The organism is Clostridium sp. DL1XJH146, from assembly GCF_054819755.1.
On the sequence record NZ_JBTVVN010000010.1, the window covers coordinates 53,682 to 67,731 of the forward strand.

The following is a 14,050-nucleotide window of genomic DNA, read 5'->3' on the forward strand; positions in this document are numbered from 1 at the left end:
AATGGAATTATTTTTATTGCAACTTTTTATATTTTTGGCAGCTTCGGCAATAGCAGTTCCTATTGCAAAAAAACTTGGGTTAGGTTCTGTGCTTGGATACCTTATAGCAGGAATTGTAATTGGACCTTTTGGTTTTTCACTGATTGCAGATGTTGAATCTGTAATGCACTTTACAGAGTTTGGTGTTGTTATGATGCTTTTCTTAGTAGGTCTTGAATTGAAACCTTCATTATTATGGGAGATGCGTGTACCTATTATTGGTATGGGCGGTGCGCAAGTGATTTTTTCAGCTATAGCTATTGGGTTAGTTTCATATATTTTCTTACCATGGCAGCAAGCTCTTGCTGTAGGACTTATTCTTGCACTTTCATCTACGGCAATTGTGGTGCAGACCCTTAAAGAAAAAGGGCTTATGAATACAACAGCCGGTAGGTCAATATTTTCAGTATTACTATTTCAAGATCTAGCAGTGATACCTATGCTTGCTTTAATGCCTCTTCTTGCTACAGGCGCACATAGTGAAGGCGAGCATATAGAATCTGCGTTGATTGACATAACGGGTTTACCGGGATATATTCAACTTATTATTATATTTCTTGCTATATTTACTGTTTTTATAATTGGGAAGTATGCAAGTAGACCAATCTTTAGAGCAATTGCAGAAACTCATGTACGAGAGATTTTTGTAGGGGCTGCATTAGCAATGGTGGTAGGGATTTCGCTGCTTATGACTGTAGTTGGTTTGTCGCCTGCTCTCGGTACCTTTATTGCAGGTGTAGTTCTTGCTGATAGTGAGTATAGACATGAGCTTGAAAGTGATATAGAACCTTTTAAAGGATTGTTGCTTGGAATTTTCTTCATATCCATAGGAGCAAGCCTTAATTTTACTTTGATTGGACATAACATTTTGTTGATTCTAGGTATAACAGTAGGTTTAATTGTCTTAAAGTTTATTGTGCTTTTCATTATTGGTCATTTATTTAAAATGGAGAAGAAAGACAAATCATTTTTTGCTATTTCTCTTGCTCAGGGAGGAGAATTTGCTTTTGTATTATTCCAACTTACAAGAACAAATGGTGTACTACAAGCGGAAATAACAGAGCCTTTTATATCAGCTGTTGCAATTTCTATGTTCCTTGCACCTGTAATATTCAAGATATATGAAAAAATATTTGATGGTAAAAAAGTAGAGGAAACGACAAAGGGTGAAATGGATAGTATAGAAGAAACAGGACACAAAATAATACTAGCCGGTTTTGGCCAATTGGGTACGGATATAGGACGTTTTTTATTATCGGCAGGGGTAAAACCTGTTATATTAGATCATGATGCAGCGAAGATAGACCTTCTTAGAAAATTTGGTTTTGAGGTATATTATGGTGATGTTACAAGACTTGATTTGCTTGAAGCTGCTGGTGCAGGGGAAGCTGAACTTCTCATACTTACAATGAGCGATGTTGAAATATCCAGAAAATTAGTGGAATTAGTAAATAAGTATTACCCTCATCTTAAAATTGTAGCTAATGCATCAGATATGAGCTCGGTTTATGAACTTATGGATATGAATGTGACACAGGTTAGAAGAGAGACATCTGGAACTGCTCTTACTATGGGGCAAGATGTGCTTAAGCTTATTGGCAGAGACCCTTATGATGCATATCGCCTTATGCGTATTTTTAGAAAGCACGATGATGATATGATACCTGAATTACATAAAAAACATAAAGAAAGTTTGGAGAACTATATTTCAATTTATAAACAACAAATGGAAAATTTAGAAGAACTAATGACATTAGATATGGAAATGGAGTCTGAAGAATTAGACAAGGCGTGGACGGGTATCAATCCTGATAAATAATATTGAAGAAATGAGGGATCTAAATTGGCAGTCAATAAGAATAAGGTATTTCATTGTAATATCGAATTAGCATTGGATATCGTTGGAGGGAAATGGAAACCTCTTATTGTATATCATCTAAGTAATATCCCAGTTATACGGTTCGGAGAATTTAAAAGATTGATTCCAGATGTGAATGAAAGGGTTTTAGCGAGACAGTTAAGGGAACTACAGGAGCATAAGATTATCGAAAGGAAAGACTATCATGAGAATCCACCTAAAGTTGAATATTTTTTAACAGAAAGAGGTAAGACGCTATCACCCATTATAATTGACCTAGGTGAGTGGGCAAAAATCTACAATAAAGATTTCGATTATGGTGAAATTCAGTTTCAAAATAAATATAATGATGAACATTGTTAAAACCGTACCTTAAGTGATGCGGTTTTTTTCTTTTACGGCATAAAAAAGGTACTGACAATAAAGTCAGTACTTGTTTTGCTTTCTGTACCTCAATATAATATGGGTAAGAGCTGACTTGAAAATAACATTAAAATTAAAACGTTGTTTATTAATAACATAAATATCAGCTATATGGTAAAACAGAGATTAACATTTAAAAATTAAGTAAGAAAAGGAGAGATATTATGCATTATACAGGACAAGTATACAGACATCCAGTTGAAGGTGCAACAGACCTGCTTGAGGTAACCGTTGGCTGTTCACATAATAAGTGCACTTTTTGCACAATGTATAGAGATACATGTTTTTCTATATCACCAAAGGATTATGTTGAGGAAGATTTACAAGAACTCAAAAGTAGAGGGCGTTCCATAAAAAGAATATTCTTAGTTAACGGAGAACCTTTTGTTTTGTCAACGGCAAAATTGATTGAAATAGGTGAAAAAATAAATAGTTACTTCCCAGAGATAGAAACAATTACTTGTTATGCTTCTATTAAGAATTTAAAGAATAAAAGTCTTGAAGACTTAAAAAAACTAAGAAGCCTGAAATACAATCAGCTTCATATAGGATTAGAATCTGCTTATGACCCGGCGCTAAAACAGATGAACAAAGGGTTCACTAAAGAGGAAGCTTATGAAAACTTGAAAAAACTCACTGATGCAGGTTTTGAATGGGATGCCCTTTTAATGACAGGAGTTGCAGGCAAAGGAAATGGTAAAATTCATATAGAGGAAACAGCTAAGCTTATTAATACCTTCCCACCGTATATGGTTTCTGTTATGCCTACTTCAGTTACAAAAGGAAGTGAACTAGAAGTTTTGCGTGACAAAGGAGAATTTGTAGATTGTACAGAACTTGAGAAGCTCGAAGAAGAAAAAATGCTACTACGTCTGCTTGAGTTTGAGGATGCTTATTTTTTTGGAAGTCATAATTATAATCTAGTTCCTGTTAGTGCACAACTAAAGTATAAACAGGAAATCCTTGACGTAATCGATAAGAAAATTATGGAGTTGGATGATGATTTATTAAATAGTGTTTTGGAAAGAGACGCTATTTAGAGTGAAGATTTTTAATGATGGGGAAACGATAGTTGAACAATAGTTGAACAATAGTTGAACAATAGTTGAACAATAGTTGAACAATAGTTGAACAATAGTTAAACAATAGTTAAACAATAGTTAAACAATAGTTAAACAATAGTTAAACAATAGTTGAGCGATGGTTAAACGATGGTTAAACAATAGTTAAACGATGGTTAAACAATAGTTGAACAATAGTTAGAAAAAAGGAGGATATTATGAGTAAAACAATATTGATTACAGGGTGTACAGATGGTATCGGGTTGGAAACAGCAAAAATGTTGGTTGAGATGGGACATAAAGTTGTTGTTCATGGAAGAAACTCTGAAAAAGTTGAACGAGTAAAAGTATTACTTCAGGATATAGATAAAGATGCAGAAATTGATGGATTCGTTGCAGATTTTTCTAATATGGGTGATATCAGAACTATGGCAGAGACTATTATGGCTAAATACAATAAAATAGATGTATTAATAAATAATGCAGGAGTATTTGTTTCAGAAGATACAATAACAAAAGATGGATTGGAACTACGTTTTGCTGTAAATACAATTGCACCATATTTGTTGACAAAACTGTTGCTTCCTATAATGGATGCATCAGGTCGTGTTGTTAATCTTTCATCAGCAGCTCAATCTCCGGTAGATATAGGCATACTAGCTGAAGGTGGAAGAATGTCTGATGGTGATGCCTATGCACAAAGTAAACTTGCTCTAACTATGTGGTCATTTCAGATGGCAAAAGATTTCAAGAATGGTGTAGAAGGACCGTCAGTGATTGCTGTCAATCCAAAGTCCTTTTTAGGAAGTAAAATGGTGAAGAAAGCCTATGGTACAGCAGGTCATGATCTTAGAATAGGAGCAGATATTTTGAGCCGTGCAGCTTTATCTGATGAATTCAAAGATGCTTCAGGAAAGTATTTTGACAATGATACAGGTAGATTTGCAAGCCCTCATCCTGATGCATTGGATGAGGGTAAACGTAAAGAAATAGTTAATTGTATTGAGGAAGTATTAACTAATTGGTAAGGTACTTACCAATTATGGATAAATTTAAAATTTTATAAAATATAATTAACAGAACTGCGTATGGTATTTAATGATGGAGTTTTTTGTCTTAGTAATTGTAATGCTAAATTTCAGAGTAGTTATTTTATGATATAATAATTTGGATATCATTTAAAGTACCTGGCACATTAATAGATAAAAGTGCTAGTAATCTTATGTTTATTATAAAATCATGGGGGGATAAAAAATGAAAAAAATATCACCATCAATGGATCAGTGGTTAAAAGAAGCTAAAGAGGACCCAAAGGCACTACAAGTCGGTATGTATTTAGTTCATAATGGCGTTGTAAGACAAACACCAAAAGCTAAGGTACGCCTTGGTATTGAGGATGGTTCAATAGTTAATGGCATGGAATTTTCTTTTAATCAAGAAAAAGTAGATGAAGCAATTAAAGAAACATATGAAATGGAAGGCATCTATTATATAAGGCTGTGGTTTAATGAAGGTATGCTTGAAGTTGGTGATGATATTATGTATATACTTATTGGTGGGGATATTAGACCACACGTTATTGATGCTCTCCAATATCTTGTTGAAAAAGTCAAAACAAAATGCGTTACAGAGATAGAGAAAAAAGAACATTAAAGTATCCGTAGCTATTTCTAATAACATTTCTATAAAAAACAAAAAATACAAAGAACCTCGAAATAAAGAGGTTCTTATTTATGTGCAAAAACAAACAATTAATAATGAAGTACTTCTCTAAATTTCACTGGCTTCAACAAAACAATGCATGTGCATTGGACTTAAAACTTTAAGACCTGCACCTAGAGAAAATGGCTGATTTAAGGCAAGTTTTTCACCACGCATTTGAAAATAGAGTTTGAAGAGTCCAAGTAGTTCATCGTTGATTTGTGTCTTATGTTCTGCAAGAGCAGTGAATTTATCCTCGAAGGTCTCTGTAATGTCTATAACTGTATTAGGCTTGGCTGTGAAATAATATCCTATAGCGCCAGCTTGCCAAGGTGTAGTTGTAGTGCCACGAGGATATTTTATTAATGAGCTATTGATAAATGCTTGAGCAGCAGCTTTCCCAGTTATGATATGATCATTATGTGCTTCATAAGTGCACCAAGGGTCAGGGCAAAAAATAGCTTCTGGTTTTATAGTACGTATCAATTCAGCAATTTTACCGGCAAGTTCAGGTATACTTTCTAGTGAACCGTCGGGGTAATTAAGAAAATGAAATTCTGAAACACCAAGTTTTTTACCTGCAGCAATGGTTTCGTCATGACGAAATGTAGCCAAAGATTCATGGGTAAATGCTTCGTCTAGCAGTCCAAGGTCACCATTGGTAACGGTCAAATAGTGTATTGTGCAGCCTTTTTTAACAAGAGAGGCTATTATACCGCCCATACCAACTTCGTTGTCATCGGGGTGTGGCTGAATACATAGTGCACTTTTAATGTTTGTAATATCAGGTGGAGAGAAAAATTTAGAAATATCCATATATATAGCATCCTTTCAATAATTTATTTTGCAGCAACACGTCGCATTTCTAGCTGTTCTCGGATTTCCTTCACTTGACAAGACGACATTTTATAGTAAAGTAAAGGGATTATAGTTAGTAGGAAACATAGCGCCGGAATAATATACATGATTAAGCTGAAACCGAATTGGATAGTTGGATTAATTTCCATGTTTTTAATATAATGCATGGCCGTCATGGCAATACCAAGAGTAGCCTTTGATATTGTAGCGCTAAGTTTGTTAAGAAAAGTGTTTGTTGAAAAAACAATTCCTTCACCACGAAAACCTAATTTCCATTCGGAATAATCAATAGCATCCATTAACATTGCTGTACTAACAATAGAGATTACACCAGTAAAAGCAAAACTGATGCCTAAAAATACAAGGCCTAAAGAGATAGATGCAGGGTCAACTATAAATGGAATAGCACTCGATAGCCCTCCTGCTATGCAAGAAACAATAAAGAGTTTCTTTTTATCAAAATGTTGAATAAGTTTAGGTGAGATAATTAATCCAAGTAACATGCCAATGATTAGGCTAATACCAACTTGAGTTATATAACTTGCGCTGCCCCAAACATAAAGAGTAAAGTATACTTGGCTTACTTGACGAATATTAATGACCATATTTGCTAGAAGTAAAGAGACCATAAGTGCTAGAAGCGGCTTGTTATCAGTAATTGTATGTATATTCTGTCTGAAATGAACTGCCTCTTTTGCAGGCCTAATTCGCTCTTTTAGTGTAAAACCTGCTATAATCATCAAAACACATCCAACAATAGCAATTAAAGTTGCTGATTTAGTATAGGCACTTAAAGTACGCTCACCACCCATAGCAGTTAACAGTGATACACTACCAACAGACACGATTACAGTACCGATAGTTCCTCCGATTTTACCTAATGAGATCATCTTATTTCTTTCGTTAGGGTCAGGGGAAACTACAGATGAAATTGCCCAAATAGGGATATCGCATACGGTATAAGACATTCCCCAAAGTATATAAGAAATAGCTCCTACCAAAATTGTACCTGTTTTGGAGCCACCAAAATTTGCAAAGCATAGTATAGTGGTAATGCCAATTATTACAGGCCCAAAAATCAAATAGGGTCTAAACTTACCCCATTTTGTATTTGTGCGATCTGTAATTAATCCCATGAGCGGATCATTAATAGCATCCCATAAACTTGCGATTACAACAATGATTGTTACGCTTTTAGTTGGTATACCTAGTATATCTGTGAAAAAAAACATGATGAACATAGCCATAAAATTGTATAGCATATTTTGGCCTAGCAATCCACCGGTATAAGAAATTCGTTCTTGTGCCGATACCTTTGTATTCATAGAGTAACCATTCCTTCCTGCTTTTTTTAATTGCAGTTTTTTATGTTTTTAAAATAATTATTCGCTGATATATTTATAGAAAACTTAAATTAGACTTGTCCAATTATTGGCTACAATAAAAATATATTGAGAATATGTTTTTATATGAAAATCATTTTCTAAATTATACATCTTATTGTAAACTTTTTCAATAAGTATTATAAGTAAGCTAGCATTGCTCAGAAGCATTTAACACTATGCCATTAAAGGTTAATAAAATATATAGCAAAACAAAAAAATCCAGCTTCAGAATTGAGCACTGGATTTTTACTTGGAAATATTAATCACAAAAAAATATTAGTTGTATATTAATTTAATTAGCTCTTGTAATTCTTGAGATAAAACTTGTGCAAGTTCAAAATCAGTATTTTTTAAAGCTAATTCTATTTTTGTTTCAATAGATTTTTTCTTTTCTTCGAGTTCTAAATAGTCTCTATCAAAATGCTTTGCATAAATCATTTTTTTGAATTTTTTCATGCGCATTTTTCTAATTGTTTTATTTTCGATGATTAAAACATAGTCCATACAGTTTACTATAGAGTAGTAATCATGAGAAATCATTAGAATAGCACCATTATATTTTTTTATAGCTTCCTCAAGTGCTATTTGAGAATAGGTATCTAGATGGCTTGTGGGTTCATCTAGAAGTAAAAAATTTGCCCTACTAGCAGAAACCTTAGCTAGTTGAAGTATAGTCTTTTCGCCACCGGACAAAGTTTCTATCTTTTCATTAAGGATTTCGCCTTCAAAACCATAGTCTAAAATATAGTCCTTAATATCACTATGAGTTTCAAAACCAGCATCTAAAAATTCTTGGAGTATTGTGTTAGAAACATTTAGTATTTCTTCTTGATTTTGAGATAAATAAGCCATTTTGATATCAGAATTTACTTCAATGGAATCACTAGTGTTTTTAAAGATTTCTCGGAGCAGCGTAGTTTTACCAGCACCGTTTGAACCTATAATAGCTACTTTATCAGTAGATTTAATCTCAAAGTTAACTTCTTCTAAAAGCATCTCATCAAAGGAGACACTGTAGTCAGTAACTTTTAAAGCAATAGTTTCTTCAATTTTATTGTTTGTAGTTAAATTGATATGAGGTTGTTTAATCTCTACAAAAGGTGTTTTGATTCTACGTGCTTCTAATCTCTCTTGAATTTTAACTCTAGCTCTTAGAGATTTTCCTTTAGCAGATTCAGTTCTATCAGTTGCGATATCTCTCAATTTATGGATAAGTTTTTCGTTTCTCTTGATTTCTTCATCATCAGCAATAGCTAGTTCTTGCAGTTCGATTTTAGTTTGAAGTAATGAGAAGTTATAATCAATATATCTTCCATCAAACTCTTGGAGCTCCATATTTTCAAGGTGTATAATTTTGTTGAAACAATTATTAAGTAGATATCTATTGTGTGTAATGATTAGCATTATTCCTTTGTGAGAATTAATTAGATCTTTAAGAGAATTAAGGTTTTCAAAGTCTAAAAATACATCGGGCTCATCCATAATCATTAATCCAGGACTATTAAGCATTTCCTTAATTACTTGAATAAGCTTAAATTCTCCACCACTAAGTTCAGATATCAATCTGTCTTTGTACTTTGTTAAGTTTGCAAGACTTAATTTTTTATTAATATTGCTTTCAAAATCATCGCCATCAATGGCATTGAATGCGTCTAAGGTTTGCTGGTACTTTTCTAGCAAAGAATCAATATCTGAAGATGTTTCCATTTGGGTACAGATATTTGTTATTTCATTTTGAAGCTTAATGAATTCTTCACCTATATATTCTAAAACTGTAGTTGCATTTGTTTTGTCTAATTCTGAGAACTGACTTACATATCCAATCCTACAATCTGGGTCAATCTCTAATTCGCCATCAAAAGTATATTTTTCTGGGTCCATAATTATATCTATCAGTGTGCTTTTTCCACTACCACTTGTTCCTATAAAAGCGCAATGTTGACCTTCTTCTAATGTAAAGGAAATCTTATTATATAGGTCTTTTTGTGGAAATGAGTAAGACAAGTTATTAATTTTTAGCATAGTATTACCTCTCTTTATTACTTGAAAAGACACTATAAAAATAAGCTCTTCAATATGTGTTTTACGACCATTTACTAATTTCTTTAAGTCTCTCTATAATAGGTAAATGTTGTGTGCATTCTCTCTCGCATAAACCACAACTTATACATTCTTCAGCAGTTCCTTTTTTGCCGGCTAGTAGGCCCCAATCGTATGAACTACTAAGAATAGATTTCATTTCTTCTTCTGTTTTATTAAAAACATGTTTTTCATTATAAACTTGCATAAAGCTTGGTATTGCAATACCTTTTGGACATACGTTGCAATAGCCACAACCGGTGCAAGCTTCATTCATAGAAGCACCCACTTTTTTGCTTATAGCTTCTATTTCTTCATCTGTAAATGGTTTTGACTCATCTGCAATTCGGCAAGCGGTATCTATATGTTCTTTTGTAGTAAACCCATTTAGAGCTATAGTTATCTGAGGACATGAAATTATGAAACGTAAAGCTGCTTCAGTGGCTGTTTCATCTCCGTCTGTTAAGAAAGCTAATTCTTTCTCGTGTTTTGGTATAGCACCACCACTAAGAGGATTCATAGCAACTACACCATACCCCATATCATAGGCTGTTTGAACTCCATCCCAACGATAAGGAAAGTTTAAAATATTAACACCTAGTAGAACTCCGTCAATCTTCTTGTCTTCAAGGATTTCTTTTACTTCATTTCCAGTTTGGTGGGAAGATAAAACAATATGATCTATAAGTCCTTCTTTTTGACATTGCAATAATCCTTCATATTGTCCACCTGGTTTCATAGCTAATTCATAGTGTTCTTTTTTTCTAATACACCAAATATGATAAAAATCGATTTTTTTAACACCTAAGCGTTCTATAGATTTTTTAACTGCAGCAATGGCTTTTTCAGCTGTATCAAATTTTGTTGGCATACCTTTGGTAGACACATAGAATTGTCCAGGCATATTTTTGAATGCTTCACCGTATATTAGTTCACTTGTGTCATTGCAATACCCTGGAGCTGTATCGAAGTAGTTGATGCCTTTGCTATTTGCATAGCGCACCAATTGAGCATTTTCTTCTATAGATTTATTGGTATCAAAACGCATTCCACCAAAACCAACTGCGGATACTTTCTTTCCAGTTTTCCCATATGTGTTATATAACATAATATTTCACTCCTTTAATAAATTAATACTTAATAGATTTAAATTATAGCATATTATAAAAATAAATAGGTGAATTTGAGTTTAAAACATAGGAAAGAGAAAAATTTCTAGTAAAAGCTCAAAAAAACGATATTTCATATAATTTCACATAAATGATATGGGTAATTATTATTCAAAAAAATAAAGCATAATGTTACAGTATTATTAGGATATATAAAATAATTTTGAAAAAACAAACAATATAGTATAAAATCATATTAAAAGACTAATTGACGAAAACTAGAGGTGATTGTGTATGAAAGAATTTTTTGGTGTAGATAGTGCCTTTTTTAGTATAGGAACAGCAGTATTTGACATAATTTTGCTAAATATTCTTTGGTTTGTTTTTTCAATACCTATATTTACTATAGGGGCATCTACCACTGCGCTATATTCAGTAACGGGTAAGATGGTTAGAAAAGAAGGATATTATGTTATAGCAGACTTTTGGAAGAGTTTTAAAGAAAACTTTAAACAAGGAACTATTATCGGTGTAGCATCTCTATTACTTTTGCTACTTTTAATATTCAATATTAGAACTATGTATGATATGGCTGGAAAAATAAATTGGATAGTAATTATACAAGTATTTTTACTAATAAATTTGGTACTTATAAATATATACATATATCCATTGGTATCAAGGTTCCATATCACAATAAAGAATGCAATTAAAACTTCCTTTGTGCTATGGATAAAGTACGCACTCGTAACTCTTGCTTCAGTAGCATTATTATTAGTAGGAAGTTTTATACTCTACATTGCACCTATATTTATAATGGTTTCAGTGAGCCTTTATGCATATATAACTTCTTTGATGATGCAAAAGATTTTTAAAAAAATTCAGGAAGCAAGTGAAGAAAACAAGGTAGACAAGGAGCAATAGAGTATGAGTATATTTAATTGTTTATATGTATAATTTGGTAATAATAAGAGGTCGGTTGGACTTTGATAGCCTGGATAAACTTTTCTGTTAGGAATATTAAATAAATACCCCCCACTTCAACATAGTAAGTGGGGGGTATTTAACAATAAGGTTATATTTTAGAATATTATTTATATTATAATTTTAGCTAAGTAAATTAGTTTAGTTCAAATAATATATTGTGAGGGTCTACCTAGATAGAAACCTTGTCCATAGTTTACACCAATTTTTTTTACGGTATCAAGAACTTCTCTGTTTTCAATGAATTCTGCAACGGTCTTTTTATGATATGCTTTTGCCATAGAAACCATAGCAGTAGCTAGATATAAGTTTTCTTTAGATACATTGATATCCTTAATGAATGAACCATCTATTTTTACAGAAGTACAAGGTATCCTTTTAATATACTCAATGTTTGAATAGGCAACTCCAAAATCATCTATTGAGAAACTGTAGCCTTTGGCATTATATTTAGTTATAGTTTGTACTAAAAAGTCTAGATTATTAATACTTTTGGTTTCAGTTATTTCAAATTCTATATTTTTATGATTAATTTTATAGCTATCGATAAGAGCTGATGCTTTGCTTAAATGGTAATCATCATTTAAACAGTTACCAGAAACATTGAAGGAAAAGACCAATTTGTCCATTGGATCTATTTCCGTTTTGTATTTCAGTGCTTTTTCTAAGACAATCATATCTAGTTCATCAATTAAATTAAATTTTTCTGCAATCAAGATATATGGATAGGGAGCTAAATACTCTTCATTAGTTTTAATTCTCATCAAAACTTCATATTTTGCTACAGTGTTTTTATTAATATTATAAATAGGTTGATAAAAAGGCACAATACTGTCATTATTTATAGCTTTTTTAATAGTTTTTAGTTTTATATTCGTATCATTAGATTCTTGTACTAAGTCTTTGAAATTTAGTATAGTTAACTCTGATATATTAGATTGCTTTTTTTGGATAATATTTTCAGCTAATTGAATATTAGTACTAAGATCTTTAATATGTTTAATTGGAAAATCTATTAATAGGAATGTAGAATCAAGAGATAAAAAATCATCTTTTGTTTTAACTTTTATGGATGTTGCTTCTTTTATAATATTATTTGTTATTTCTTTTAGCTCATCTTTGTTCTTATCAGTATAAAAGGATATAATAAAAATTTTCTCATTCCCAAGAGCTATTTTTGATTCTTTACCTACTATTGACTTTAAAACATTAGAATATGATTTTAATATATCGTTAACAGAGGTATCACCCATTTGGGATTTTACAATATCTAAATTACTTATGCTTACAAATAATAATTTTATATTTTTTGATAATGAATATTTTAATTTTATATATTTAAAGAATTGATTTAGATTAATAAGACCAGTTGCTTTATCATAGTTATCTGTATAGTTGAAATAAAGATAGAAAATTAATATTATAATAAAACAAGATAATATGCCTATAAGTATTGAAATTAATAGAAATTGGTTTAAGTCTTTTATAATAGTTGAGTTTTTGGCTATGCAAAAAACTTTCCAACCAAGTAAACTACTAGTATTATAGTGACTGTATACGTGTTCGTTCATAAAACTAATAAATTCGACATCACCGTAAGTGTTTTCTAATATATTTTCCCAAGATAGGTTTTTATCTATTAATTGACTAGTGGGATTTCCTTCATCAAATACTGAAGAAAAAGATTTTCCAACAGAAGATTTATTTTCGTTGAAAATTACACTGCCATTTGGCGAAATTACATTGACACAAAAATCATCTTCTTCGGTGATATTAAAATAGTAATCAGTTAGATTCTCTAAAAATATATCACCAGAAAGAACACCAAGTTTTTTTCCCTCTCTTTCTATTTTGTAGCTAATTGTTATACAGGGTTTTGATGTAGATAAATCATTATAAACTTCAGAAATAGTTACCTCAGGTGAAAAAAGAGCATTTATATACCATGTTCTTTTTCTGAAATCCGTTTGCATTTGCTCTAAAGGAATATTGCCAGTATGATTTATGCCGTTACCAGTGATGTTGCTAATATAATATAAAGAATCTATAATATTGTCAGAGTTATTACTTTTTTCTACAATAGTTGAAAAATCTTCATTGTCAATTTCACCAGTTTCGTAATCAATGGAATCTATAAGTAAATCACCAAGTAAACTAATATAAATTGCGTTAGTATTAAATTCTTTCTCAAAAAAATCTGTGTATTCAATTGAATATAGTTTCAAGTTTTCGAAAGTATCTTCATATAAATTTTTTTTATAGAGATTAAAAGAAAAGGATAGTAATGAAAAAACGACACCGGATATGAGTAGAGCAGATATTGGATACTTAGCGTTATTTCTGTTTAAAGGGTTATTAAATCTTTTTATTTTAATCACCTTCTTTTTAATAAATTCATTTCGACTTAAAATTACATATGTCTACTTTATTAAATTATATACAATAGAGTTAATATTATCAAATCAATTCGTAAAGAATAATAGTAATTGATTATAAATTGACATTTACATGTAAATAAAGTAAGCTAATTATAAACAAATGTCAAAAATAATG

The 14,050-nt window shown here is 31.5% G+C and carries 11 protein-coding genes; 6 read left to right on the forward strand and 5 right to left on the reverse strand.

What is annotated here, in order from left to right; all coding sequences use genetic code 11:
- Position 1 precedes the first annotated feature (1 nt).
- The 5 genes from ACVHXK_RS06960 (at position 2) to ACVHXK_RS06980 (ending at position 5,034) form a co-directional block, all read left to right on the forward strand.
- Entirely contained in the window at positions 2 to 1,858 is a 1,857-nt protein-coding gene (locus ACVHXK_RS06960; RefSeq protein ID WP_461205650.1) for a monovalent cation:proton antiporter-2 (CPA2) family protein, read from the forward strand.
- Positions 1,859 to 1,882: 24 nt separating this feature from the next.
- Complete coding sequence (locus ACVHXK_RS06965; protein ID WP_461205651.1) at positions 1,883 to 2,260, forward strand: winged helix-turn-helix transcriptional regulator; 378 nt, start codon at positions 1,883 to 1,885, stop codon at positions 2,258 to 2,260.
- Positions 2,261 to 2,484: 224 nt separating this feature from the next.
- Positions 2,485 to 3,360 (forward strand): radical SAM protein, encoded by an 876-nt coding sequence (locus ACVHXK_RS06970; RefSeq protein ID WP_461205652.1) that lies wholly within the window; start codon positions 2,485 to 2,487, stop codon positions 3,358 to 3,360.
- A 239-nt stretch (positions 3,361 to 3,599) separates the two neighbouring features.
- Positions 3,600 to 4,409: an SDR family NAD(P)-dependent oxidoreductase gene (locus ACVHXK_RS06975; protein ID WP_461205653.1), complete on the forward strand. Its 810-nt coding sequence runs from the start codon at positions 3,600 to 3,602 to the stop codon at positions 4,407 to 4,409.
- Positions 4,410 to 4,635: 226 nt separating this feature from the next.
- A complete protein-coding gene (locus ACVHXK_RS06980; RefSeq protein WP_461205654.1) occupies positions 4,636 to 5,034 on the forward strand; it encodes a molybdenum cofactor biosynthesis protein MoaE in 399 nt (132 codons plus the stop codon).
- A gap of 117 nt (positions 5,035 to 5,151) precedes the next feature.
- On the opposite strand, the gene ACVHXK_RS06985 is transcribed toward ACVHXK_RS06980, so the two are convergent.
- The 4 genes from ACVHXK_RS06985 to ACVHXK_RS07000 form a co-directional block, all read right to left on the reverse strand.
- Complete coding sequence (locus ACVHXK_RS06985) at positions 5,152 to 5,898, reverse strand: PIG-L deacetylase family protein (protein ID WP_461205655.1); 747 nt, start codon at positions 5,896 to 5,898, stop codon at positions 5,152 to 5,154.
- Between the two features lie 23 nt (positions 5,899 to 5,921).
- Entirely contained in the window at positions 5,922 to 7,265 is a 1,344-nt protein-coding gene (locus ACVHXK_RS06990; RefSeq protein ID WP_461205656.1) for an MFS transporter, read from the reverse strand.
- 336 nt (positions 7,266 to 7,601) lie between these two features.
- Positions 7,602 to 9,347 carry an ABC-F family ATP-binding cassette domain-containing protein gene (locus ACVHXK_RS06995; protein ID WP_461205657.1) on the reverse strand — a complete coding sequence of 582 codons (1,746 nt, stop codon included), beginning with the start codon at positions 9,345 to 9,347 and terminating at the stop codon, positions 7,602 to 7,604.
- 61 nt (positions 9,348 to 9,408) lie between these two features.
- Positions 9,409 to 10,512 carry an aldo/keto reductase gene (locus ACVHXK_RS07000; RefSeq protein WP_461205658.1) on the reverse strand — a complete coding sequence of 368 codons (1,104 nt, stop codon included), beginning with the start codon at positions 10,510 to 10,512 and terminating at the stop codon, positions 9,409 to 9,411.
- A gap of 295 nt (positions 10,513 to 10,807) precedes the next feature.
- On the opposite strand from ACVHXK_RS07000, the gene ACVHXK_RS07005 reads away from it, so the two are divergent.
- Complete coding sequence (locus tag ACVHXK_RS07005; RefSeq protein WP_461205659.1) at positions 10,808 to 11,437, forward strand: YesL family protein; 630 nt, start codon at positions 10,808 to 10,810, stop codon at positions 11,435 to 11,437.
- A gap of 206 nt (positions 11,438 to 11,643) precedes the next feature.
- On the opposite strand, the gene ACVHXK_RS07010 is transcribed toward ACVHXK_RS07005, so the two are convergent.
- Positions 11,644 to 13,722 carry an EAL domain-containing protein gene (locus ACVHXK_RS07010; protein ID WP_461205660.1) on the reverse strand — a complete coding sequence of 693 codons (2,079 nt, stop codon included), beginning with the start codon at positions 13,720 to 13,722 and terminating at the stop codon, positions 11,644 to 11,646.
- Positions 13,723 to 14,050 lie beyond the last annotated feature (328 nt).